Annotated in this window: 22 protein-coding genes; 1 reads left to right on the top strand and 21 read right to left on the bottom strand. The window is 38.4% G+C overall.

Annotation, left to right across the window (positions count from 1 at the left end):
* Window positions 1–129: 129 nt before the first annotated feature.
* The 13 genes from BGM26_RS15915 to BGM26_RS15855 all read right to left on the bottom strand — a co-directional run bounded on the left by BGM26_RS15915 (window position 130) and on the right by BGM26_RS15855 (window position 15,585).
* Window positions 130–1,314 (bottom strand): M20 family metallopeptidase, encoded by a 1,185-nt coding sequence (locus tag BGM26_RS15915; protein WP_217040956.1) that lies wholly within the window; start codon window positions 1,312–1,314, stop codon window positions 130–132.
* An 11-nt stretch (window positions 1,315–1,325) separates the two neighbouring features.
* A complete protein-coding gene (locus BGM26_RS15910) occupies window positions 1,326–2,219 on the bottom strand; it encodes a carbohydrate kinase family protein (protein WP_217040955.1) in 894 nt (297 codons plus the stop codon).
* Between the two features lie 17 nt (window positions 2,220–2,236).
* Window positions 2,237–3,076 carry a BtpA/SgcQ family protein gene (locus BGM26_RS15905; protein ID WP_217040954.1) on the bottom strand — a complete coding sequence of 280 codons (840 nt, stop codon included), beginning with the start codon at window positions 3,074–3,076 and terminating at the stop codon, window positions 2,237–2,239.
* A gap of 9 nt (window positions 3,077–3,085) precedes the next feature.
* The gene (locus tag BGM26_RS15900; RefSeq protein ID WP_217041206.1) at window positions 3,086–4,036 is read right to left on the bottom strand and encodes an ABC transporter permease; all 951 of its coding nucleotides are present in this window, start codon (window positions 4,034–4,036) and stop codon (window positions 3,086–3,088) included.
* 40 nt (window positions 4,037–4,076) lie between these two features.
* Complete coding sequence (locus BGM26_RS15895; RefSeq protein WP_217040953.1) at window positions 4,077–5,579, bottom strand: sugar ABC transporter ATP-binding protein; 1,503 nt, start codon at window positions 5,577–5,579, stop codon at window positions 4,077–4,079.
* Between the two features lie 52 nt (window positions 5,580–5,631).
* Window positions 5,632–6,582 (bottom strand): substrate-binding domain-containing protein, encoded by a 951-nt coding sequence (locus BGM26_RS15890; protein ID WP_217040952.1) that lies wholly within the window; start codon window positions 6,580–6,582, stop codon window positions 5,632–5,634.
* 214 nt (window positions 6,583–6,796) lie between these two features.
* Complete coding sequence (locus BGM26_RS15885) at window positions 6,797–8,083, bottom strand: M20 family metallopeptidase (protein ID WP_217040951.1); 1,287 nt, start codon at window positions 8,081–8,083, stop codon at window positions 6,797–6,799.
* 22 nt (window positions 8,084–8,105) lie between these two features.
* Complete coding sequence (locus BGM26_RS15880; RefSeq protein WP_217040950.1) at window positions 8,106–8,840, bottom strand: glutamine amidotransferase; 735 nt, start codon at window positions 8,838–8,840, stop codon at window positions 8,106–8,108.
* Between the two features lie 102 nt (window positions 8,841–8,942).
* Window positions 8,943–9,848, bottom strand: a complete 906-nt coding sequence (gene rbsK, locus BGM26_RS15875; RefSeq protein ID WP_217040949.1) for a ribokinase — start codon at window positions 9,846–9,848, stop codon at window positions 8,943–8,945.
* On the bottom strand, window positions 9,845–10,858 hold the full coding sequence (locus BGM26_RS15870) for a LacI family DNA-binding transcriptional regulator (protein WP_217040948.1): 1,014 nt from the start codon (window positions 10,856–10,858) through the stop codon (window positions 9,845–9,847). The genes rbsK and BGM26_RS15870 overlap by 4 nt, the downstream gene beginning before the upstream one ends.
* A 664-nt stretch (window positions 10,859–11,522) precedes the next feature.
* Window positions 11,523–13,385, bottom strand: a complete 1,863-nt coding sequence (locus BGM26_RS15865) for an ABC transporter ATP-binding protein (RefSeq protein ID WP_217040947.1) — start codon at window positions 13,383–13,385, stop codon at window positions 11,523–11,525.
* Complete coding sequence (locus tag BGM26_RS15860) at window positions 13,382–15,106, bottom strand: ABC transporter ATP-binding protein (RefSeq protein ID WP_217040946.1); 1,725 nt, start codon at window positions 15,104–15,106, stop codon at window positions 13,382–13,384. The genes BGM26_RS15865 and BGM26_RS15860 overlap by 4 nt, the downstream gene beginning before the upstream one ends.
* Entirely contained in the window at window positions 15,103–15,585 is a 483-nt protein-coding gene (locus BGM26_RS15855) for a MarR family winged helix-turn-helix transcriptional regulator (protein WP_217040945.1), read from the bottom strand. The genes BGM26_RS15860 and BGM26_RS15855 overlap by 4 nt, the downstream gene beginning before the upstream one ends.
* A gap of 281 nt (window positions 15,586–15,866) precedes the next feature.
* Here BGM26_RS15855 and BGM26_RS15850 point away from each other — a divergent pair, with 281 nt between their 5' ends.
* The gene (locus tag BGM26_RS15850) at window positions 15,867–16,340 is read left to right on the top strand and encodes a C40 family peptidase (protein ID WP_217040944.1); all 474 of its coding nucleotides are present in this window, start codon (window positions 15,867–15,869) and stop codon (window positions 16,338–16,340) included.
* A gap of 509 nt (window positions 16,341–16,849) precedes the next feature.
* Here BGM26_RS15850 and BGM26_RS15845 read toward each other — a convergent pair.
* From BGM26_RS15845 to BGM26_RS15815, 8 genes are all read right to left on the bottom strand, one after another.
* Complete coding sequence (locus tag BGM26_RS15845; protein WP_217040943.1) at window positions 16,850–18,565, bottom strand: DL-endopeptidase inhibitor IseA family protein; 1,716 nt, start codon at window positions 18,563–18,565, stop codon at window positions 16,850–16,852.
* A gap of 92 nt (window positions 18,566–18,657) precedes the next feature.
* Window positions 18,658–20,031: a sensor histidine kinase gene (locus BGM26_RS15840; protein ID WP_217040942.1), complete on the bottom strand. Its 1,374-nt coding sequence runs from the start codon at window positions 20,029–20,031 to the stop codon at window positions 18,658–18,660.
* The gene (locus tag BGM26_RS15835) at window positions 20,028–20,735 is read right to left on the bottom strand and encodes a response regulator transcription factor (RefSeq protein ID WP_217040941.1); all 708 of its coding nucleotides are present in this window, start codon (window positions 20,733–20,735) and stop codon (window positions 20,028–20,030) included. The genes BGM26_RS15840 and BGM26_RS15835 overlap by 4 nt, the downstream gene beginning before the upstream one ends.
* Window positions 20,736–20,812: 77 nt before the next feature.
* Window positions 20,813–21,355 carry an RNA polymerase sigma factor SigX gene (locus BGM26_RS15830; protein WP_217040940.1) on the bottom strand — a complete coding sequence of 181 codons (543 nt, stop codon included), beginning with the start codon at window positions 21,353–21,355 and terminating at the stop codon, window positions 20,813–20,815.
* 335 nt (window positions 21,356–21,690) lie between these two features.
* Complete coding sequence (locus tag BGM26_RS15825; protein ID WP_217040939.1) at window positions 21,691–22,302, bottom strand: nucleoside/nucleotide kinase family protein; 612 nt, start codon at window positions 22,300–22,302, stop codon at window positions 21,691–21,693.
* Between the two features lie 287 nt (window positions 22,303–22,589).
* The gene (locus tag BGM26_RS21735; protein ID WP_302053252.1) at window positions 22,590–22,721 is read right to left on the bottom strand and encodes a hypothetical protein; all 132 of its coding nucleotides are present in this window, start codon (window positions 22,719–22,721) and stop codon (window positions 22,590–22,592) included.
* Window positions 22,722–22,767: 46 nt separating this feature from the next.
* A complete protein-coding gene (locus tag BGM26_RS15820; RefSeq protein ID WP_217040938.1) occupies window positions 22,768–23,694 on the bottom strand; it encodes a hypothetical protein in 927 nt (308 codons plus the stop codon).
* Between the two features lie 195 nt (window positions 23,695–23,889).
* Window positions 23,890–24,399: a hypothetical protein gene (locus tag BGM26_RS15815; RefSeq protein ID WP_217040937.1), complete on the bottom strand. Its 510-nt coding sequence runs from the start codon at window positions 24,397–24,399 to the stop codon at window positions 23,890–23,892.
* Window positions 24,400–24,781: the final 382 nt, after the last annotated feature.

Here is a 24,781-nt window from a genome sequence, read left to right as displayed (position 1 = left end):
AATCCCCACATTCCTTTTCACGATAGTATAATAGGTGTCTTTTATTAAACGTGAATATTAGTGTTAAAATAAAAGGCGCTGTTAAACAATATTATGGATATATTTTATTCAAATTCTACGTTCTTTTCATTACTTTAAATAACTAATAGCAAGAGAAATATAGAAGCGAATGGAGTCTAGATATTTTTGTACGTCAACCCATTCATCTGGCTGATGGGCCACTGTTGGCTCACCGGGCCCACAGATTAAAATCGGAACATTTTGAAGATGTTTCCTATATATAGATCCATCTGTGTAATAATTTACTCCCCCTAGATAAGGATTCTCCTGCAAATATGATTGAGCTATTTCCATAGCTGAGTGGATAAACGGGTGATCTGGCGGGGTATATACAGACCCCATATCGTTTATTACGTCAATTTCATAAGATACGTTCTTTGCCTCAGAAACTTTTTGTAAGAGTTTATTTATTTCTTCGATAATTTCCTGATGGTCTTGTCCTGGGACAGTTCGAATATCAATTGTCATTTTGCACTGATCAGGCACTACATTAGGGCCTACTCCCCCATTAATCATACTGATATTTAAAGTAGAATCCCCTAATATATCATGGCGCTCATATTTGATATGATAATTATTTAATTCATTAATAAAGTGATTTATAGCCAATATTGCATTAATACCTTGTGATGGCATCGAACCGTGGGCTGTTTTACCATAAATAGAGATTTCAAGCCAAAGTGCTCCTTTATGTGCAACAGCAACCTCATTAGAAGTAGGTTCACTAATAACAATAGCCGTAGCTTGATCAATTTGCCCTTTTTTAACCACTTCTTTGGCACCAAGACAATTTACTTCTTCTCCAACGGTTCCAATGAATTGAAGATTTCCATTTAATTTTATGCCTGCTTTTTGTATACATTCAATCGCTAATATCATTGCTGCAACTCCACTTTTCATATCTGAGGAGCCGCGTCCATATATTCGATTTTCTACTTGTTTTCCTTCAAAAACCGGAAAAGTCCATTCGACATTGCCGACAGGAACAGTGTCAAAATGACCACTGTAAACAAGTGTTTTTGATGTATTATTTAATTGTTCTTCACTAGTAGTTGAAACAATTAAATTTACTCTATCTTCTTCAACAACATCAGAATGTATCAATAAATCGGTATCTCGTAAACGGAGTCTAATTAAATCAGCTAACGCTTTTTCCATCCCAGGTGGATTTATTGTGTTCAATTGAATTAAAGATTGTAAAAATGATATGGCGTCATCTTCATCAATATATTTTATAATATCCTGAATCCCCATTGAAACTCCCCCTATTCGATAGAAAAAGGCAATCCTTTTCTAGCACCTATTTGAGATACTACTTGCCCACCCAAATTAATTCCAGTCTGCAAAATTGACTCTTGTGACCATCCTCGCATGATTCCATATAATACACCTACAGCAAAAGCATCCCCGGACCCAGTAGAATCAATTGCTTCTACTTTTAAAGAAGGTAACATAAGGTGCTCGATCATTCCCTCTGAAGAAAAGCTTGACAGCGCACCATCTTTACCTAATTTGACAAAGATTTGCTCAATACCAAATTCGTGCAGGGATTGAATAGCTTTGTCTATTTCTTGATCTGGAAATAAATCATTTATTTCAGAGCGATTCAAAAACAAAATGTCTGATTTGGACAACAATGGTTCTAAAAAGAGCAAGCCTTTCTTAGTCAATAATGTACTGGGATCTAACGAAATCTTTAGATTTTTGTTCTTTTCTTTCCACTCAAGGAATGATTTAGCTAAATTTAGGTTTGGGCTGCTCAAATGCAAAAATCCTACATTTTCACTAAATGATGCCGGTATCTGACTGGGGTCATATTTTAAATTTGCTCCAGGATAAGTATACATCGTTCTTAGACCCATATTGTCAACCAATGCTATCGCCGTTCCCGAAGCTACTCCAGTAACTTTCTGGACATAGTCAAGTCTAACCTTCTCTAAACTTTCTAAAAGAAAAGAGGTGTTAGCATCTTCACCAACGGCCCCCAAAAAATATACTTCCTCCCCTAAACGGGATAGACCAACAGCGACATTCGCTGCTGATCCTCCTGGAGTTATTTGTAAATCTTTAAATTCAACTTCCTGATCAACCTCTGAAAACTGATCGACCAATCCAATTAAATCCGCATTAATAAATCCATGTACGGCGATTTTTCGCATGTCAAAAACTTCCTATTCTACCGGAGTGAATTAACTTCGTCCATAAACTGTTTTACTCTCTCAATATCCACTCTCTCCCACCAATTTCCATTTTCTTTTAATGAACTTCCTACAATGGCTCCATCAGCTATAGAGAGGATTTTTTTCGCATTTTCCGCTGTCATTCCGCTGCCAATAATTACTGACAAGCTAGCATTTTCCTTTATCCCAATCAACTCATCTAATGATGTTTCGTCACCAGTTCTATTACCTGTAGCTATTAAAATATCTGCATCAAAAAACTCATTATCCCTTGTTTGCTCTGCTAAGCTGCGGTCTGCCACAATGGAATGGCTTCCATGTTTTACATGAACATCAGCCATAACTTTAATATCATCACCGAAAAGACTAGCCTTATATCTCATTGCCGTTGCTGAGGCACCCTCTACGATCCCTTCATTCGCAACATACGCATTTACCCATTGATTAGATCTTACCCACTTAGCTTTACATGCTTTCGCAATCGCAATAGCTGGAATAACGGCATTAGCCAAACAATTTACACCAAGCGGCAGCTTTGAAGCTTTTGCAATTTCAACTCCTACTGCTGTCATGGCTGCTACTGTTTCAAAACTAAAATTTTCAGGCTTCGGGAAGGGGATATCCCATGCATTTTCTATTTGCAGCCCATCTACCCCTCCTTCTTCCAATCGACGAACATCCTCCAAGGCAAATTCAATCATCTCATCAATGCTTTCACCTTTATAATGTGGAGCTCCTGGAAGTGGTTTTAAATGAACCATACCAATGATTGGTTTGCTTACATTAAATATATTTTCTAATACAAGTTTCTTTTCTGGAAATATTCCACCGCTCATTTTTTTCACCTAAGCCTTTCTTCTTGCTTTCATTGAATTTAACCACACCGCTAAAAGAATAACGACACCTTTAATCATTAATTGATTATAAGAAGAAACATCTAATAAATTTAATCCGTTATTCAGAATGGAGATAATCGCCACACCCATTAACGTTCCAGAAATTTTCCCTTCACCGCCAAAAAGGTTTGTCCCTCCTAAAACAACAGCTGCAATTGCATCTAATTCAGAACCTGTTCCTGCATTCGGTGAGCCTGAAGAAAGACGAGAGGCAAGTACAATTCCTGCAATCGCCATAATTGCACCACCAAATGCATATACGCCCGTTTTAACTCGTTTTACATTTATTCCGCATAATCTAGCAGCCTCTTCATTATCACCTATTGTATAAACATATCTTCCAAAACGGGTGTGCGATAATAAAACATAGCCAATGATTGCAACTAGAACCATGATGACAATTGCCGTAGGAATCGGACCGATATACCCTCGGCCAATTTGACGGAAAGCAGCATCAGTAATAACAATTGGCGTACCTGCTGTATACACGAAAGCGATACCACTTAGAATGGTGGTCATAGCTAAAGTTACAATAAACGGAGGGATATTTTGTGTAGAAATAACCGTTCCCATAAATAAGCCAATCATCGCACCCACCATTACAGTAATGAGAATTGCAAGGGGAATAGGTACACCTGCAACGATCAGTCCGCTCACTACCACACCGCTGACTGCCAGCTGGGACCCTGCACTTAAATCGATTCCTCCCGTAATTATTATGAAGGTCATGGCTACAGCCATAATACATAGCACAGCAGATTGGCGCATAACGTTGATTAAGTTGTCAACTGTTAAAAAATCTGTTGTAACAATGGACATTATAATAAAGAGAAGAGCAAGTCCTATTGTTGTACTTCCTTTATCGAAAATGACAAAAAGTGTTTTTTTCCAGTTTGTCATTTGGTTATTTTCATTAAGGTTCACATTTGATGAAGTACTCTTAAGCACCTATTCCACCTCCAAAAGCTAATTTCAAAATATTATCAGAGGTTATCATGTCTTTTTTAAGCTCACCCGCAATAGCGCCTTCTCTCATTACTATTGTACGATCACTCATCCCAACGATCTCTGATAGTTCAGAAGATATCATAATAATCCCAACTCCTTGCTCAGCAAGTTTGCTAATTTGCGCAAAGATTTCGGCTTTTGCTCCTACATCTACCCCACGGCATGGCTCATCCAAGATAAGGATACGCGGTTCTTGAATCATCCAGCGGGAAATAATTGCTTTTTGTTGATTTCCGCCACTTAAAGTAGAAATCGTCTGTTCTATTGATCTAGCCTTAATATTTAGTTTCTTCTTATAGTCTTCCGATTCTATTTTTTCTGCCTTTTTATTAACAATAAGGCTTTTAGTATACTTTTTAAGATTTGGGAGAGATATGTTATCTCTTACTGTCTGCTTAAGTACAAGCCCTGTTTCTTTGCGGTTTTCTGTAACGAAACCGATACCTAGCTTAATAGCGTCACTAGGATTTTTAATAGTTGTTAACTCATTGTCTATCAGAACTTCACCCGAATCTTTTTTTAACAATCCGAATAGTGCCTGGGCAATTTCTGTCCTACCTGATCCTACCAGTCCAGCAATCCCTAGAATTTCCCCACGCCGTAACTCAAAATTAATATCTTTAAGTACCCCGGATTTAGAAAGGTTTTCTACTTTTAATATAGGTGCACCAATAGGAACTTCAACCTTATTAAAATAATCATCCATCTTACGGTTAACCATTAATTCTACAAGTGTATCAACATTCTCGATTTCACTCATTGACAATGTTTTAATATGCGTGCCATCTCGTAAAACGGTTACAGTATCACACACCTTGAAAATCTCATCCATTCTATGAGATATATATAGAATGCTGACACCCTTGTTCTTTAGTTCTGTCACTAAAGAAAGTAAAATCTCTGTTTCTCTTTCAGATAAGGAAGAAGTTGGTTCATCCATTATTAATATTTTTGCTTCTTGAGAAATAGCACGGGCAATTTCTATCATTTGTTTTTGGGCGATACTAATATCTTTTGCCAAATGTTTAGGATCAAGATTAATTTGCAACGATGTGAAAATTCCTCTTGCCTTTTCATTCATTTTTTTCCAATCAATTAGCCCCATGCTGTTTACAGGCTGACTGCCGAGAAAAACGTTTTCTGCAACTGTTAGGTAATTTGCAACATTTAATTCTTGATAGATACAATGAATCCCAATTTTCTTTGATGCTTTCGGATCCATATTCTCAATGATGTCACCATTATAATAAATTTCTCCACTCGTTTTTGAGTAAGCACCTGTTAATATTTTCATTAAGGTAGACTTTCCTGCGCCATTTTCACCTACAAGTGCATGAACACTACCTGGATGAACGGTTAGCGATACACCCTTCAGCGCTTTAACACCAGAAAACTCTTTTGTAATATTTTTCAACTCAATTATTGGTGAGTTCAATAATAACTCCCCTCTCGTTTGGAGTTAAAATCAGGGAGAAAGATCTCCCTGATTATTTTTTGAAATGTTCATCAACATTTTCTTTATCAACTAGAATAACTGGAACAGTAATGTTTTTATCTAATTTCGTGCCTTTGATTGCTTCAAGAGCTGCTTTAATAGATTCTTCACCGATTTTAGAAGGTTGTTGTTGGATCATTGCAAGAATATAATCTTCACGGATTCCTTCAGCTGCCTCTTCTGTCACATCAAATCCAACAATTTTTGTATGCTTGTTATTTGCTGATTCAAGAGCAGCTAATGCACCTAATACACTGTTCTCCGCAGTAGCATAAATATAGTCGACATTCGGGTTAGCTTGAAGAATATTTTCAACTGTAGCCATCGATTTTTGACGGTCATAACCTGGCTGGCTGTTCAATATCTTTACGTTTTTCATATCTTTGAGCACTTCTTTCAATCCTTCTAATCTTTGTTTTTGTACGAAAGATTGTTCATGAGTGACAACAGCGACTTGTACGTCTTTTCCTTTTGCTTCAATATCCTTCTTTAAATACTCGCCTAACTGCTTTCCAGCATCATAGTTTTCTGTTCCAATGAAAGTGTCTACACTTTCACTTTCCACAACTGAGTCTGCAGTAATAATGGGAATCCCTTTATCCTTCGCCTCTTCAATTACAGGAACAACACCTGCATTATCTACAGCTAGAACGACTAAAGCATCTACTCCCTTTTGCATATAATCTTCAATCGAAGACACTTGTTTCGCTAAATCTAGGTTCGGGTCATTTACTAATAATTCTACTCCTGCTTCTTCTGCTGCTTTTTTCATCCCATTGTCAATATCAATAAAGAATTGGTGACGAAGCGTAGCTGTCGTAACCCCAATCGTTAACTTTCCATCGTCCTTCTTGTCAGATCCTGCATTTTTCCCTTCAGACGATCCACAAGCTGACAATATGGCAACCATTGCTGCAATGATCAGTAAAAGTACTTTTTTCATAAATTTCTCCTCCAATGTTTTTTAGGGTTTGTTAAATTTTTTATTTAATGAATAAAAAGATAGTCTTAGAACATAGTTTTTTTATTCAAAAGCAACAAAGTTTAAGAAAAGCGCCTTTATTAAAAAATGCTTGCGTTATGTTAAGTCGCCGGCTATACACTGAAGCGTATCCAATGCTATATCCACAGAGGAGTAGGGATACTTAGTACAGCCATTATTTATTATCTACAGACTCCACTTCACACCAAGAAATAATGAAGTTCACATAAATTTCAATCAACTTTAAGAACTGAGAAACTGGAACTGATTCATCAATGCAATGACACTGCCTTGGATCACCGCATCCAACAATAATTGTAGGTATGTTGCCGAATCCTGAAAGGATACGAGCATCACATCCTGCCGGCATTCCTTCAATTACAGCCTCTTCCTGAAGTACGTCCCCTATAATAGTCTTCATCTCTTGGACGAGCGGATGAGAAATTGGTGTCTCAAAAGGATAGCCTTCCTGAAAGACATTTACGAGAGGAGGATGTTCCTTTAACCATTCATCCCCCTTGACAACGCTTTCAATGGCCTCTAAAACTTGTTGGTTCACACGCTCTCTCGTTTGTTCATATGATTCATTTTGCTTAGGCTGGTAATGAAGGCATGTTTTTAACGTGCACGATCCTGGTACAACTGAACCAGCAATCCCTCCTTCAATCACTCCCAAATTTATAGTAGGGCCAGGTAAAAGCGGGTGTTTTTCTGTCATCAGCCATCTATGCTCCAAATCCTTTAGAGACTGATAGATTTTAATCGCTTTATCAATGGCATTGACACCTTCCCAAAGCTGGCTAGAATGGAGGCTGTGCCCATCAACAATAATTTCATGAAATAAAAACCCCATATGTGCAGGCTGTAAATGTAATTGGGTAGGTTCTCCCACAATAGCTGCATCAGCTGTATACCCACGTTCTACACACGCAAGAGTTCCATTTCCTCCACCTTCTTCATCTACGACAGATTGGATGATTAAATCACCTTTTAATCTATACCCTGAGGTTTTGATGACTTGTGCTGCTAAAATCATTGCGGCTAAAGAAGCTTTCATATCGGTAGAACCAAGCCCGTAAAGGACATCTCCTTGAACTTGTCCAAGAAAAGGGTCTTCTGACCACTTTTCCCGATCACCAAATGGCATTGTGTCGATATGACCATTTAGGATTAAAGATTTTCCGCCGCCAGCTCCCTTTAAAGTTCCTACAATATTAGGTCGGTCGCGATTTTCATGACCTAAATTGGCACCGGGGTATTTTTTGATTTTTTCATCATCCACCAAAAATTCATCAATCTCAAAGCCAAGGTTCAATAGTTTATGCTTGATGATTTCTTGCCCAGCTTTCTCTTTTCCACCTAGCACTCCGTGCCCGATGACTTGAGTATCTGTTTGGACTAATCGCGACAAGAAATCAATATATTCGTCTTTATTTGCCTGAACGATTTCATCTATTCGCATTTTGATCACCAACCCGCTACTATTATTTTTTGATGTGTTCTAAAATCCGAACCCACAATGGCTGGTAATGCTCCCAGTCCATAAACTCTTTTGGTCCCCAATGTGGCGCGCAATCACTTGCAAAGCATGCTGTTTTTCCTTCACCATATTGGCCTATCACAAGAAGCGGATCTTCTTGTATGTTAACTAGAACCTCTGAACCATCCTTCGGTTTAAATTTGTTATAACCGAGGAAGTTTGGCCAGTTTTCCATTCCTTCAGTAATAGCATGACTCTTTACAGTTTCTGGTTTAATTCCTTGTGGCATTTCTACACGGTCATCTGTGTCTAACATTTCAATAGGAAGAACATCCGCAAGTACCGTATTTTTATAATTAGCTTTTGCTTCAATACCCATGAAGGATAGATAGCCGCCAATCATTAATAAGCCGCCGCCCTTTTCAACATACTCCTTGAATAATTCTAAAGCGTTTGGAATTATTTCCATTTGGTAGAACGTCGAATTTTGTAATAAGAACGTATTGGCACCGATATCACTTAGAACAATTGCATCGTATTGCTGAAGTTCTTCCAATTTTTTAGGGAAACGAACTTGAACCTCATGAGCAGGCATATAATCTACTTCGATCTCCGCGTTTCTTAAACAAGTAAGTAAATGTGTAGCGCCCTCTTCATATTTGGTTGAAGTAAAACTGTCATACCCCTTCACGTGAACCATATGAACAACCCAAGATTCTCCAACAAAAAGTACCTTCATTTATAAACACTCCTATAAATTTATTAATATATATTTTAAAAAAATTGTAGCTAGTTTAGGTTTAATATTTTAATAGTTTATTGATTCTGAATATTATTACCATTAAAATTCCAAGACTTCCTTTAGAAGAGGCATACCTGACTGTGCGCCAGATTTTCCGATCGCTAATGCAGCTGTTTTATTGGCAAATACTATAGAATCGATTATTGATTTTCCCTGACCGATTGAGTAAGCAAACCCTGCATTGAATGCATCGCCTGCTCCAGTTGTATCTACAACAGGTACGTTGTAACCTTGAATTTTCTGTAAACTTTGTCCATTTCCTTTATAAGCAACTCCGTTTGAACCGAGTGTCGTTATTACATGTTTGACCCCCGCCAGTAGCAAAGTGTCAATTTTGCTTTCTAGATCATCGCTTTCTGCTTTATCTTTTGTAAGAATGGCTAGCTCCGTTTCATTAGGAGTAATATAGTCAATACAATTCAGTATTTCACTTGGAAGATGCTGCGCTGGTGCAGGGTTTAGGATAATGGTCTTGTTTAACCGCTTTGCAACCTGTACCGCATAGCAAACTGTCTCTAATGGAATTTCCATTTGTATAAGGACAATATCCGATTCCTTGATGATCTCAATGTTATGATCAATATCTTTAGGCGAGCATTCTGCATTAGCACCTTGAATAACGATAATGCTATTTTCTCCTTTAGCTAACAATATAATGGCTGTTCCAGTGGAGGTCGAATCAACCTCCTTGATAGAAGATACATCAACCCCATCCGACTTTAGGGATGAAATTAACTCATTTCCATAGAGATCGTTTCCTACACTCCCTATCATTTTGACATCAGCACCAAGCCGAGAAGCACCTACAGCTTGGTTTGCACCCTTACCTCCTGGGAAATAGCTTATCTTTTCTCCTAGGAGTGTCTCACCTTCAACTGGATGCCTTGTTGTTTGGACAACAAAGTCCATATTCAGACTTCCTATTATCGCAATTTTCGGTATCATTTTTCCCCTTCGACCTTCCTTCTTGTTGAATCTCTTACAACTAGGGAAACTTCTAAATTAATAATCTCATTTTCTATTAATTGTTTATTTATTCTGGTAATTAACTTTTCTGCGGCTAGCTTGCCTGCCTGGTAGATGGGTTGAACGACAGTTGTGAGTTCCGGCTGTGTAATTTCGGTAAGATTTATCCCATCAAAGCCACACACTGCAATTTGGTCAGGGACTTGAATGTTTTTACTGTGTAATTGTTTCAACACACCAACTGCCATCATGTCATTACCTGAAAAAATCCCATCTATATCCGGATGATTCCGAAGAAGCTCTTCCGTTGCTTTCTTTCCTCCATCTATTGTAAAATCACCAGGCACCATCAAAGTAGGTGTAAACCAGGGTGAATTTTTCACAATATCTTCATATCCAGCTAACCTTTCACGCGCAGTATTGTATTCTAGAGGGCCATATATGTGGGCAATTTTTTTGCACCCTACATCTATTAAATGCTGTACAGCTTGAATGGCTCCGCTGTAATTATCAACACGTATGACACAATTTGTCTCCATATTAGGCGCCCTATCTAAAACAACTAAAGGGATATTAGCTTTTTCCAGCCCTTCGATATCTTCTAAACTAAGATTATTGGAAGCGAATATGATGCCATCTACATATTTTTTCCTAAGTACATCGATATATGATTTCTCTTTAATGCCAGATTCATCAGAATTACATAATATTAGTGTGAATCCATGGAGTGTAGCAACGTCCTCTACGCCCCTAGCTAAAACTGGGAAGAAGGGATTTAAAATATCAGGAACGATTAAGGCAATTGTTTTGGTTTTCTTTGCAGTTAACCCCCTTGCCACTTGATTTGGTTCATATTTTAATCGTTTCATTACATCTTTTACCTTATGGACTGTTTCTGCACTTACATATCCTTTGTTATTAATAACTCTTGAAACAGTAGCAACCGAAACACCAGCTAGCTTTGCTACATCTTTTATTGTGACATTCACAATTTAATCACCTACCTACATGTAACCGGTTACATAATTGGGAGATTTTAGCCATCCTGTATTTAATATCTGTAATCGGTTACATATTGATCAATAAAAGTAAAATTATATCAAAAAATGTATTTATTTTTATTTTTTCATGATGTGTAACCGGTTACATATAGAATAAAAAAAATTTAAGGAATTGTCAATATTCTTTTTCGGCGGATATAAACTTTTTTTTCTGTGAATGGACTTTACTTTTATATAGGCTGTTTTCGTTAAGTTTGTTGTTATCGAATAAACAATACCCATTCCTTTCCGCTGCAGGCACTTGCTTTCCGCGGGGAGGAAGTCGAGCCTCCTCGACGTTCCGTCTATGGGGTCTAGACTTTTCCTCTATCTCCCGCAGGAGTCAAGTGCCTTCCGCTCCAATCCACTCACCGTTTTCAATGGTGATAAAAGCAACAATCTTTTAGAAAACAGCCTTTATATAAGTAATCTAAGTAAATGATAGCAGTATTAGACTATTTAAGAATGTGCAGCATTTTTTACCTCCAATTTCTTAAACAGCGGTTGCCTAATAAAAATCCTACTCCACCGTCACACTCACTAAAAGGAAATGAATGGGCCGCTTTAACATTTCAAAGAAGACCCGACTCCATTGCGGAATCGGGCCACATCTTTATATCGCCGTTTGTTTCGAAAACTGACTATTGTAGAGCTCAGCATAGAAACCATTTGATGCTAACATTTCATGATGTGTTCCTTGTTCAATGACTTTTCCTTGATCCATCACTAAGATCAAATCAGCATCTCTAATTGTTGAGAGACGATGCGCAATGACGAAGCTTGTTCGCCCTTTCATTAAGCGTTTCATCGCTTGCTGGATAAGTACTTCGGTTCTTGTATCAACACTTGACGTGGCTTCATCCAAAATCATAATTGGCGGATCGGCTAAAACGGCGCGAGCAATGGTTAAAAGCTGTTTTTGCCCTTGAGAGATATTCGATGCTTCCTCGTTTAAGATTGTGTTATAGCCTTCTGGAAGCGTACGGATAAATTGATGGGCACGGGCTGTTTTGGCAGCTGCGAATATTTCTTCGTCTGTCGCACCTTCCTTTCCATAAGCCAGATTGTCTTTTATCGTTCCATTAAAGAGCCATGTGTCTTGGAGCACTATTCCAAAAGTCGCACGGAGATCTTCACGTGACATGCTTCGTGTGTCAAGACCGTCTATTTTAATCGTACCGCCATTCAGTTCATAAAATCTCATTAATAGATTTATTAATGTTGTCTTCCCCGCTCCAGTTGGTCCAACAATCGCAACCGTTTGCCCTGACTGCACTTCAATGTTCATGTCTTCTATCAATAAATTTTCCCCATACCCAAAATCGACGTGTTCGAAAGTAACTGCACCTTTTGCCTGCTTTAAACTTGCCGACGTCACTTCTTTTATTTCTTCTTCCTCATCAAGTAGTTCAAAGACACGCTCAGCTGCTGCAACCGTTGACTGTATGATGTTAGCAATGTTTGCAGTTTGCGTAATTGGCTGTGTAAACTGACGCGAATACGTAATAAATGCTTGAATATCACCGATTGAAATCGAACGTTGGGTTACTAAAATCCCACCAACAACACTAATCAAGACATAGCTCAAATTCCCAATGAAAAACATCATCGGCATAATCATTCCTGAGATAAATTGAGCTTTACGTCCCGCTTCATATAATTCTTCATTTACCTTATCAAACTGAGCAACGGCTTTTTTCTCATGGCCGAATGCTTTTACGACTTGGTGTCCTGTATACATTTCTTCAATGTGCCCATTTAATTGCCCAAGTGTTCGCTGTTGATTAGCAAAATGCTTTTGTGATCTTTTCAAAATCGGTCGGATGACAAAAATCGATAGTGGCAAGCTAATAATTGCAATCAGCGTCAAGATCGGACTGATTGTCAGCATCATAATGATAATTCCGACAATCGTTACAATTGAAGTGATGAACTGCGTAACACTTTGCTGGAGCGTACTCCCGATCGTATCGATGTCATTCGTCACACGGCTTAACGTTTCCCCATTTGGCCTGCTGTCATAATATTTGAGCGGCAGCCTTGCCAGCTTTTCATTCACATCTTCCCTCAAATGATACACCGTTTTTTGTGCAACACTAGACATGATGTACTGCTGAATATAGCTAAAGAGACTGCTAATTATATATAGTCCAGCTAAAACAAGTAGTATTTGACCAATTTTATCAAAGTTAATCTCAGCTCCAGGTACACCTTTAAACTTACTATAAGCACCTTCAAATAACTCCGTAATCGCATTCCCCATTATTTTCGGTCCAGCAATCATAAAGATTGTACTCATAATCGCGGCGAAAAACACGGCGATTAATTGGTTACGCTGTGGTTTTAGATAGGCAATCAGACGTCTGAACGTTCCTTTAAAATTCTTTGCCTTCTGTCCAGCCATCATCATGTTTCCGCCGCCAAATCCCATTGCCCCACCGCCGCCTTGAGATTGCGATTTCCTTTGCTCACTCATGCGATTTCCTCCTCTGAGAGCTGTGATTCGACGATTTCACGATACACATCATTATTTTCTATCAATTCTTGGTGCGTACCAATTCCAGCGATTTCCCCTTTATCTAATACGATGATTCGATCTGCTTCGACTACAGAGCTGACCCGCTGAGCAACAAGGATCACCGTAGAGTCCTTTGTTTCATTTTTCAACGCAGCACGTAATTTTGCATCTGTTTTATAGTCAAGGGCTGAAAAACTATCATCGAAAATATAAATATCCGGTTTTCTGACCAAGGCCCGTGCAATCGACAGACGTTGTTTTTGACCGCCCGATACGTTTGAACCACCTTGTGTGATAACGGAATCATAGCCGTCCTTCATTTGGTTAATAAAATCTTCTGCTTGTGCGACCCGTGAGGCATGCTCGATTTCATCCTGCGTTGCATCTTGTTTGCCAAAGCGAATATTTTCAGCAATTGTACCCGAAAACAGCAGTGCTTTTTGGGGAACCAAACCAATTTTCGAACGAACTTCCTCTTGAGAAGACTCGCGAATATCGACACCATTTAACCGAATGGTCCCACTTGTGACATCATAAAAACGAGGAATCAAGTTCACAAGCGTTGATTTCCCAGCACCCGTTCCGCCAATGATCGCAGTCATTTCACCTGCATGTGCGCGAAAACTAATATTTGATAATGCCGGCTCTTCTGCACCCGGATAGCTAAATGCAACACGGTCAAATTCAAGTGAGCCCTGTTCTCGATTTGCTGGTTTTGTCCCTTCGTCGAGAAATGTCGGTTCCATATCTAGTACCTCGTTGATACGTTTTGCTGACACGGAAGCTCTCGGGACCATCACAAACATCATCGATGCCATAATAAGTGCGAACATAATTTGCATGACGTATTGAATAAAGGCCATCAAGTCCCCTATTAGCATTCCGCCATTATCAATTCGAATCCCACCAAACCAGATGATGGCAACAACCGTTATGTTCATCACAAGCATCATAACGGGCATGATAAACGCCATAATCTTATTAACTTTAATTGAAACATCCATTAATTCTTTATTAGCCTTTTGCAGACGAGCATTCTCTTGTTTTTCACGATTGAAAGCACGAACAACTCGAATACCCGTCAAATTTTCACGCAAAACTAAATTCAAACGATCCAATCGTATTTGAACAGTTTTGAAAAGTGGGATCCCCTTATACACAATAAGGAGAACTGCTCCAATTAATATTGGGATCGTCGCAACAATCACAAGTGATAATTTTGCATCCTTTGAAACAGCCATAATGACACCCCCTACAAACATAATCGGTGCACTTACGACCATGCGAAGCATCATAATCACGACTTGTTGGACTTGTGTAATATCATTCGTAGTTCTCGTAATCAGTGATGCTGTTCCAACCTTATCAAAATCTTGCAATGAAAATTTCTCAACATGATTAAAAACTTTACGACGAATATCCCGTCCGAGTCCCATTGCCGCCTTAGATGAATAATAGCTCGCAACAACAGATGCGGAAGCTCCAAATGCAGCAACTAAAAGCATCAATCCTCCAGTTTTCCAGATATAAGCTTTATCACCGACCACTACTCCTTTATCGATAATGTCCGCCATTAGTGTTGGCAAAAAGAGATCTGCCATGGACTGCACGAAAACAAGCCCAACCACGGATAGAACGATCCACTTATATACTGATAGGTTTTTAAGCAGTTTAATCATTTCGAACATTCCCCTTGTTCTGTGGCTTCTTTTTCTAAAAACGTCGCAATTTTGAGATGTATAGCGAGTAATTCTTCGTACTGCTCTTCAGTAAGTGTATCAATCGCTTTTTCCATTGTTTGTTGAATACTGCCTTTTTGTAAACGAATCGTCTCAAACAACGTTTTTCCTTTTTCGCTTATTGTCAGCTGCATTTCTCGGCGATTATCTTTTACAGGTTGACGCATGACCAATTCCGCTTGTACAAGTCCATCAACCGCTTGACTTAATGTGCTCTTTGGAAGCTGTATTGTCTCCCCTAGCTGTTTTTGTGTCACTGCCCCAAGCGGTGCAATTGTCTTTAACAGAAAAAATTGTGGTACGGATAGATCATTTGCCATTGCCGTTTTTTGCACATATCGAGCTAAATTCCTTTGCACATGCCAGAACGACTTTAAAAGCTTTGATGATCGCACGAAGGATTGTTGCTCAAAATCCATACTATTCCACCTCATCCATATTAGAACTGTTCATTTTAGAACAATCCGCAAATGTTTTATTTAAATCTACTCCCATTCCCAAACGCAGTCAAGAAAAAAGTGTCAGGCACCAAAGAAAGACAAATCCATTGTTTTTGTTCATGTTGGGGAGACAGTGAGTTCAGGGCTTGGTTTTTAACCTTTATGTAATCATTTTTAACTATTTAGAAACCCATTAAATTCCTTTATCCTTTATCATCAATTGTGTAGGAAAAATAAAAGAATAAAGGTAGGGATTTGTTATGGCAAGTGTATCAGTAAAAAAATCATCGTTTGTATTAGCTCTCGTCACGGCTTTAGCGGTTATGTTTTCATCATTGTTCGGCCTGCAAGCAGAAGCAGCGCAAACAAAGGGTCAGCAGGTTGCCTCCTATGCCCAGAAATTCACTGGCTCCCCATTTAAATATGGCGGAACCAAACCAAATGGTTTTGATGCTTCAGGATTCACACAGTATGTTTATGCTAATAGCTTAAAAGTGAAACTGCACCGAACAAGTGCAGATCAATATAAATTAGGCACAAGCGTAAAAGTGAATCAGCTTCAGCCAGGCGATTTAGTATTCTATCAAACAAATGGAAAATCGGTTTCATTTGTAGCTGTCTATATCGGGAATCAACAATTTGTCGGGGCAACATCAAATGGCGTCAAAGTCCAGTCAATGAATTCAGCTTATTGGAAGAATTGTTATGTAGGAGCAAAAAGAATTATCAAATAAGGGGATAATCTAGACAAATACGATGAAAAAACTCAAATCTAGAAAATACCTATCTTTTATCATAGCAGTGTTCCTAATTATACTCATTTGCCAGATGCTGATCTTCCTCCTATTCCTTTTTCTAGTAAAATATTGAGCAAAGAGCCCTTCCGGCTCTTTGTTTTTTTCTTTGACAAAGCTTTTAAAAAGTTTAGTCGCCATATTACTCCTTATCTAGATAAAGAAAACTTATCAGTAGCCAGATGTTACGGTATAAAGTAAAAAAGAGCGTATTGATCATCTTTCTATAAAACAGCGGACTTGACTGGTACTTAGACTGCCAATATCGCTCATTTTTAAAATATATCGTCGAATTTTGGTATTTTATCGGCGACTTTTCAAATATATCAGCGACTTTTGGTATTTTATCAGCGTACTTTCAAATATATCAGCGAATTCCTTTTTTATCAGTTACTCAGATTGAAAGTACAAAAAAACAGCAGCCCACTATCGTAGCTGCTGTCCCTATTTTAGAATGTGCCTGGATCAGAGGAAATTCTCCACCCATCCTCTGTCTTTTGAAATTCGATATGAATAAATTCATATATTAAGCTATCACCAAGTGGTACTTTGAGATCAAATTCTGCCATTATCCCATTTCCTGTTGACTGAACAACAGTGGCTTTATCGTAAGATGCAATGGAGCCTCCATCCGCATTAGGCTGAGCAAGGATTCCATTATGCTCGACAATTCCAGCTCGTTTTATATATGACTGGATCGAATCATAAGCATATGATTCAGACAGATAGTTAACTAGCTTGGATTTCGTATCTAAATCGGATCCCATATAACGATAATCTAACCCATTAATAGGAAATGATTCAATATGCCCCTCAGGCATTTCCCCTCCTCTGACAACATACCAGTATTTATTCACTGCTTCAGTTGTCATTTGGATAACCGTTTCTTCCTCGCGGCTGCTGTATATCGGATAAACACTCCCAGGCTTTATGCTCTGAATGATTTTGTCCTTTAAAGCGAATGCCTTTTCGTAAATTTCATACGTACTAGAATCTTTGTGATGAATAAATTCTTCATTGTTTCTTTTTACATAATATAAAAATTGTTCGGTTTCCGCTAAGCTTTCAAGCCCAATCTCATCACGATCCTGAATCATGTCTTTTGCATAAATTTCCACTGCGAATAATAATTGTTTCTCTCTTTGCTTCGGTGAAACGAAAGCGGAAACAATATAGTTGTTATGAGGGCCACTTTCTTCTTCGATCATTACATATGGTGCAATTTCTTTAGGTATAGCAAGATGGATTCTAGCATCACGAATTTCATATTGAATATCATTCCCTAGTTCAGAAAGTTTTGCTTCTATCGTTTCTTTCAGCTCTGCAAATTTGTCATAGGAAGGAACGACCATTTTATTCTCCATTCCTTTTGTAACAGCACTATACGCAAGCTCAGGGTGGTTAGCTTTTAATTGGGCATCAGCAAGATAATACCAATAATAAGCGGCATTAGGAACGGCCTCAGTTCGCCCTTCATAATATTTAACCGCCTTTGGAAAATAGGAAGGATAATGAGCTTCATCAGCTACGAAACGATCTTTTTCCCATTTCAGCAATTCGATATCATACGCGTCTCCAATATCCTTTTTCCAGACGGCAAGCCTTGTCATTGGTTCATCACTAAATCGGATTTCCTCCAATTGATGGTAATTTATTTTTTGCAGGATTTTAAAGCCCTCTTTTTCCCAAGTGTAAATTTCAAGCACGTTTCCTGCCAGGCTCCCCACTTTCCAGCCAAGCAACAGCTCATTCTTTCCATCACCTGTTACGTCAGCCACACTCGCCCAACTGATCTCATACCCAGACCCTTTCTTCGCAAATACTTTTTCCCAGTTTCCCTTCTTCTTTTTTAAAACAAATGCTCCAACTTGATTCTCTGCGTCTTTTGAATGATAGAGGACGACTACTTCCTTTTGTCCATCTCCCTCAAAATCAGCTGATAAGACGGCGCTCGCTCCAATTGGTGCATTAGGAATAGAAAGCTCTGTCCCCTTTGGTAAATACCGTTTGGCAAGTGTGTCCAGGCTTTGATTGATTTCAGAGTCGGCACTGGCATGTGCAGGCGCTTGTATAAGACTTGTCGGCTCAGGCAAAAAATTGCATCCACCCAAAACTAGGGTGCCTGCTACGACTAGAGATATTAATGAGGCTCGTTGCTTTTTCATTTTTCATTCCTCCATTTCTCCTTCTATCTTGACTTTAGTCGTTATTGAAAGAGAAATCGCTAGTAATCGATTAAGAAAAGGTTAATAATTAGTTACAGAGGAAAGCTAATTATTGCCGTCGTCCCCTTACCTTCTTCACTATCCAACACAAATTCCCCCATATGACCTTTCATAATTTCCTCACAGATGGCCAGCCCTAAACCAGTTCCAGACCCTTTCGTTTTCCCTTTGAAAAACTTTTCTTTCACGTCGATCAAATCTTCTTTGGAAATTCCGATGCCCGTATCAATAATATGAATGAAGACAGTGTCAACCCTCTTCTCAAGAAGAATGCGAATCGATCCACCGGGTGAGGTAAATTTAAGGGCATTATCAAGCAGGTTAAGCAATACTTGCTTCAATCTGTTTCGGTCACCTCGAATCAATCCAATATTTTCACCGAGCTGGGTTACTAAAGAGATATCTTTTCCGGCCGCTCTCGGTTCAAACTGGTGAACGACTTCATGTATCAAAGCAGCTATGTCTATGTCCTCAAAATCGAAAGAAAGCTTGCCGCTCGATAAGCTGGAAAGGTCAAGTAAATCCGAAACAAGATGATTTAAGCGGTCGCTTTCATCCGTAATAATTTCAAGACCTTCCTTAAAAAATTGATCTTGAGTCATCGAATGCAAGGTGACAGCCCACCCTTTTACAGAGGTGAGAGGGGTGCGCAAATCGTGGCTGACAGAGGCGATAAATTGATTTTTAAATTGTTCATGCTGTTGAACCTGCTGCGCCATAAAATTGAGTGTTTCTGCCAGCTTTCCGATCTCGTCATCTTTTTCCTTTTTTACTCTTGTTGAAAATTTGCCGGCAGCCATCTCCTTAGCAGCCCTTGTTATTTGGCTGACCGGCTTGGTAATTGTGTTGGCCAAAAAAAAGCCCAGCGAGGCAGCAATGATGATAACAATTCCCCCAACAGACAACAGAACGACTGCGTTTTTTAAAAAGACTTCATTTAATTGCTCCATTGAGGTCGTTAGGCGGATAGCCCCTAGGCTATTTCCCCCGGCTATTAAGGGGTGGGTAACTGATAACACTTTTTCACCTTCTATTTTACTAGTAAGATACCCTGTCGTTCCGCTTAATCCACTTTTAACATCGTTTAAATGAAGAATATTTCTTTGCTGGCTTTTCTGTGTCTCTGCCACTACATTTCCGTTCTGATTAATGAGCTGAACTTGCACATTCACTAAAAATTTATATTGGTACAATAACTGTTCGGCCTGATCCTCTAGTGGAGCATTAATGAGCTCTTGTTCATAAAAGGAGGAGAACATCGCTCCTTGATCCTTTAACGTTTGTTTAATGCTTCCTTGATAATAGTACATTAATCCCGATAAAATAATCGTTTCAAATAGAGCAACAGTAACAATAATTAATAACAAATTACTCCAGACAAGCCTTCGCTTAATGCCTTTCTTCATTCCTCCATCACACTCTCTTGGAATGAATAGCCAAAACCCCATATCGTTTTTAGAAAAATGGGGTTAGACGGATCTTCTTCAATTTTCTCTCTTAATCTGCGAATATGGACATCTACTGTTTTAGAATCGCCAAAATAATCCAATCCCCAAATTTCATCTAGAAGGTCATCTCTTGTAATAGGTTCATTCACTCTTCCAAGAAAAAGCTTCATTAACTGAAACTCGCGAGCGGTTAGTTTTAACAACTTCCCGTTCTTATAAATACGCTGTGTTTTAATTTCAAGATTGAACGGACCTGATTTGATTTTGTTTCGCTGTTCCTTAACAGACTCCATTCTCGTTCTCCTTAGCACGGACCTGATTCTTGCAACCAGCTCAAGGGGGTTAAAAGGCTTAACAATGTAATCATCCGCTCCGAGTTCAAGGCCCATGATCTTTTCCATATCCTGCCCTCGTGCCGAAACGATGATAACTGGAAGATCGGGATGATTTTCTTTAAGCTGTGTACAGATTTCAAAGCCATCCATATCCGGCAGCATTAAATCCAACACAATAAGAGATGGCTCCTCAGCTTTCACGAGCATTAACGCAGTCTTCCCTTCTCCCGCTTCAAGGACATCGAAATTAGAACGCTGCAGATTAAAAACAATTAGTTTCCGTATTGACACTTCGTCTTCTACAACTAAAATCTTCCCATCCTTCATATATCAAACCTCACATTTAATTACTTTATCTAATTATATTTTACAATATAGGAAATAGATGGGATATAGAAAAAATTTTATTGTCCACTGGCATGACCTGGCAATCCCATCCCTCGTTCTTGAATATGTTTCTTTAGTCTTTTTAACGCACGGTGCTGTGTTGTTTTTACTTTGCTTTCACTCCAGCCTAAACTTATAGCTGTATCAGCAATTGAATTCTTATGGATGTAGCGATGAATAATGACCATCCTCTGGTCAATGCTACAAAGTTGCAAACAGTCATACAAATAACCTATCTCTTCTTTTGCTAAAGCTATTTCTTCAGGTAATGGCTTTTGATCGCTCAGCTCATATATGCTCAAATTGAATTTTCCTAAGACACGTTGCTTCAAGCTTCTCTGTTTTCGGAAAGAATCAATGGCAACGTTTCGAGCGATTGAGAATAGCCAAGTCTTTTCACTGCTCTTTCCCTCAAAGCGGTCATATGACTTCAATACACGAATATATACTTCCTGAACAAGATCTTCCGCTAAGGCACGGTCATTCACCATATAAAACAAAAACTGAAATAGATGGCCATGATACTTTTGATAAAAATGATTAAAATCTGCTTCTTGCATATCTTTCACCCAACCTAGCCCATAAAATCGTCTTGATATTATTTGATATGCTTTCATCATAAGTGGGATGGAAACAAAAAGGGTTACAATTCGGTAACAGATTAAGATGATCTTCTGTTACGTTTTGTAACCTTTCGATGAAAGAAATGGGGACGGAGCGCCGCTTAACTTAATAAGTTATAGCCAATCTCATCTGCAAATAGACTGGTTTGCTTAATAAGCAAGTGAAGTTTTGCTCTGCTCGCGCCACCATATTGTGTTAGTTTGGCTTAAGTATGTCATATAGTCTTCATAGTACATGGTGGCGTAAATACGCCATTTCGTTTTTGTAACCTTTAGGTCCTTATAATATAATTCGCTCTTTTTGCAGGAGAACAGTCTGTCATATACTTTTCTTCCGCAGGGAAATAACGCTGCTCATATTTTTCTTGGATGGCTTGATTCCCGCCAATATATGTATCCCTTTTTATCACTCTATTTAATCGTTCTTCCTTGGGGAGATCTATAAAAATAACATAGTCAAAATAAGGACTTAATTCAGGCCGTTGTAAAAATATCCCCTCTATTATGACGACTGTATCCCTCGATATTTCTATATAGTGTTTTTTATATGTATCTGTCGTTTTATCATATAATTCTATTTCCTTTTGAATTTCCTTTCCCAAGTGAATGGGCGTCAAAATTTCTGATATGAAGTAATCATACCTCCATTGCAAGTAATAGTAACAATACCATTCCTCTTTAGCAGAATCATAGCGTATCTTTTCAGGCTGGATAAAATCATCCATATGTAAAACGACTGCGTTAATGCCTTTTTTTTCAAAAATATCTAAAACTGACTGGACATAGGTTGTTTTCCCTGCTCCTCCTAAACCATCAATTCCTAATATAAAACTGCGATTTTTACAATCGGCTTTTATGAGCTTTTGTATTTCATTTATTGGCATGTTTACTTTCTCTCCTTCAACAATTGTCAAACTCTACAGGCCAGTGAACTAATCCTAATTCAGTTTCATCCTTTTTAATTCTATCTGAGATAAGCTCGTTCTCAAAATTAAAGATTTGAATCATTCCCGCTCCCATACTATTGCATCCTTCTTTATGGCGCAATGCATTTATATTTCTACATTGGTTGGAGCATGGAGCAATATAAAAGAAATGACATCCTCGATTATCTTCTTAATCAAAGGGAGTATTGGAATTTTTCTGCAATGAAAAAACCTTGAGTTGCATTTTACAACAACTCAAGGCGCGCTGCCAACAGTTTTTCCTGATTAGGGATTTCATCGCCTAATGGGTCAATTAAGACTGAACTTCTACTTGATTCAATGAATACTGTTGCCCACGAATATCTAGTTATCTCCACGAAAACACCTCTATAAATGTTTATTTTAATAAAGGGTTCTTCATTCTCATTTAGTTTTATTATTTTCAAACTTAAACGTTGCAGGTATCATATTGAATTGAAGGGACATATCATGGAACTCTCTATACTCGACACTATTTGGACGATCAGCATATTGGTTCTCGCTAGCTGGCAGCATCGCATAGACATACCCATCCTTCACTCCTAGCTGTTTATATAAACCTTCAGAATATCCGTCCTTTTCCCAAACCGTTTCTTTAATTTTATCGATACTAAAAAGGGTTCTTTCACTTATTGAGGTATTTTTTGGTTTGTACTTAAACACAAGGTTTCCATTTTTTTCTGTGACATTATATTTCTTAGTCCACGAAGCGGGAATAGAGAAAGAATATTCAGCTGCTTTGTATATCGTCATATTATTTTCATAAGGTGTGCGGATAATTAAGGCAGAATCTGCTTTAAGATCAGCTTTATCGATGTACCAGTTTTTATTTACCTGTTTGACAGTTATTGTTGCGCTTTCCTTCCCATAAGAGCCAGTTGATGACTGAAGTTTAAACTCAATTTTAAACGTGTAGGTCGATTGGTTTACCTTTTTTTCCTCTTTTATTTTTAAATCGTTGACCCATGGACTTGAGCCACCTGTTACCCAGCCTTCATATTCAAAATATGGGAGTGTTGTTTTCTTATAGGCTTCTGTAAATAAAGCAAATTGATAAGCTCCATTTCGATCGGACAAAGCTTTCGCCCACTTGGCAGCTGCGTCTTTCGCCGAAACCGGAGCAACCGCCTGTTCCAATAAACTAATTTGCTGCTTCAATCGTTCTGTTGCTTGGTCCGTGCCATTATAATTCACTGATTGTACAGCTGAAACGGTTGTTTCCTTGGGCGACTCAACAGCCTGAGCCCCACTAGCCATTAGCATTGATGCAAGTGCCACAGTCCCTGTAAAAGCCATAATTTTTTTCTTCATCTTAACTCCTTCTTTCTCTTTGGAATATCTTTACTATACATTTGAATTGAATGGAAGGTGTTAAATAGTGGTTAAAAATGGTTACAGAGAAGTAACGAATGAAGAAGGCAAAAAAAAGAACTGATTCAAGACTTTCCAACCCCCCTAGGAAGTTTGAAAGCAGTAATCAGGTCAGTATTGAAAAGCAAATAAAAATTACATTGGAAAATCATTCGGGGTACTGCTTTTAGGTGGATTAGCTTTCTTAATCAGTTTTCCTCCGTCAAAATGTCGGCCGTATGTTTTTATAAATGCAGTTATTTCCTCTGAAGCGGGAAGAGTTCCCTCGTGTCCCCAAGTCAAAAAATAGGATTGTACTTTCCCACTATAAAACACCCAGCTAAAAAATTTTCGTGCAAAATTATGGGAACCCGTTGTTCTGAATTGGTTCATTTGCTTCCCACTTTTCCAAACGGTCATTGTTTGACCAATTCCTCCCTGCATTTGACCGGTCAATTCAGCATATAGTAAGTCCTCGTTTTTGGTCATTGCTTTCATAATAAATTGGTTCAAAATCCCGTTTAAAATTAATCGTGGAATATTAAATAATTCCCCTCTTGTAACTGAAATTACCACACCTTCGGGCAGCTCGATATTTCTATCTCCCAAAGTAAAAGTGGCTCCATACTTATTATTAGGATCTTCATGTTTCGTCCATGTTTTCACGCTATTCCTCCCAACTTCGTTTTCCCTAAATTAATCGATCCATTTCTCGCCCTATACAACAACCCATTTAACAAATATATTAATTCTCCTGTCATTCCTAGCTGATTAAATTTATTCTAGGCGAAGTAAAAATAATAATCATCTGATTTTCTAAAAAACAAATAGAAAATTTATTTTTTGTATACCACTGCTTTGCATGAAGATGTGAAATTCTATAATCAAATTCGCCTTGGCCTATTTGCGCCCAGATTTTCATCGAATTTGCTCGATAGATTCATTTAAAATCTGGGGCATCCGCCAGAGGCTTAACTTTATTCAGCCGAGGTTTGAACCCCCACGAATTAAATACCTATTCGCATTCATCTCGCCACTTATCATTTAG

This window comes from Bacillus sp. FJAT-29790 (genome assembly GCF_019039215.1).
Lineage (GTDB): Bacteria > Bacillota > Bacilli > Bacillales > Cytobacillaceae > Cytobacillus.
Note: the sequence above shows the minus strand (reverse complement) of the source record. Positions and strands in the feature narration are given on the sequence as shown.

Bases quoted from the DNA above. Each gene is read 5' to 3' on its own strand.
- BGM26_RS15905 (WP_217040954.1), bottom strand. From the start codon at position 3,076: ATGAGCGGTGGAATATTTCCAGAAAAGAAACTTGTATTAGAAAATATA.
- BGM26_RS15860 (WP_217040946.1), bottom strand. From the start codon at position 15,106: ATGATTAAACTGCTTAAAAACCTATCAGTATATAAGTGGATCGTTCTA.
- rbsK (WP_217040949.1), bottom strand. From the start codon at position 9,848: ATGATACCGAAAATTGCGATAATAGGAAGTCTGAATATGGACTTTGTT.
- BGM26_RS15830 (WP_217040940.1), bottom strand. From the start codon at position 21,355: ATGCAAGAAGCAGATTTTAATCATTTTTATCAAAAGTATCATGGCCAT.
- BGM26_RS15840 (WP_217040942.1), bottom strand. From the start codon at position 20,031: ATGAAGAAAGGCATTAAGCGAAGGCTTGTCTGGAGTAATTTGTTATTA.
- BGM26_RS15855 (WP_217040945.1), bottom strand. From the start codon at position 15,585: ATGGATTTTGAGCAACAATCCTTCGTGCGATCATCAAAGCTTTTAAAG.
- BGM26_RS15820 (WP_217040938.1), bottom strand. From the start codon at position 23,694: ATGAAGAAAAAAATTATGGCTTTTACAGGGACTGTGGCACTTGCATCA.
- BGM26_RS15825 (WP_217040939.1), bottom strand. From the start codon at position 22,302: ATGCCAATAAATGAAATACAAAAGCTCATAAAAGCCGATTGTAAAAAT.
- BGM26_RS15910 (WP_217040955.1), bottom strand. From the start codon at position 2,219: ATGCGAAAAATCGCCGTACATGGATTTATTAATGCGGATTTAATTGGA.
- BGM26_RS15845 (WP_217040943.1), bottom strand. From the start codon at position 18,565: ATGAAAAAGCAACGAGCCTCATTAATATCTCTAGTCGTAGCAGGCACC.
- BGM26_RS15835 (WP_217040941.1), bottom strand. From the start codon at position 20,735: ATGAAGGATGGGAAGATTTTAGTTGTAGAAGACGAAGTGTCAATACGG.
- BGM26_RS15915 (WP_217040956.1), bottom strand. From the start codon at position 1,314: ATGGGGATTCAGGATATTATAAAATATATTGATGAAGATGACGCCATA.
- BGM26_RS15880 (WP_217040950.1), bottom strand. From the start codon at position 8,840: ATGAAGGTACTTTTTGTTGGAGAATCTTGGGTTGTTCATATGGTTCAC.
- BGM26_RS15850 (WP_217040944.1), top strand. From the start codon at position 15,867: ATGGCAAGTGTATCAGTAAAAAAATCATCGTTTGTATTAGCTCTCGTC.
- BGM26_RS15900 (WP_217041206.1), bottom strand. From the start codon at position 4,036: ATGACAAACTGGAAAAAAACACTTTTTGTCATTTTCGATAAAGGAAGT.
- BGM26_RS15890 (WP_217040952.1), bottom strand. From the start codon at position 6,582: ATGAAAAAAGTACTTTTACTGATCATTGCAGCAATGGTTGCCATATTG.
- BGM26_RS15865 (WP_217040947.1), bottom strand. From the start codon at position 13,385: ATGAGTGAGCAAAGGAAATCGCAATCTCAAGGCGGCGGTGGGGCAATG.
- BGM26_RS15885 (WP_217040951.1), bottom strand. From the start codon at position 8,083: ATGCGAATAGATGAAATCGTTCAGGCAAATAAAGACGAATATATTGAT.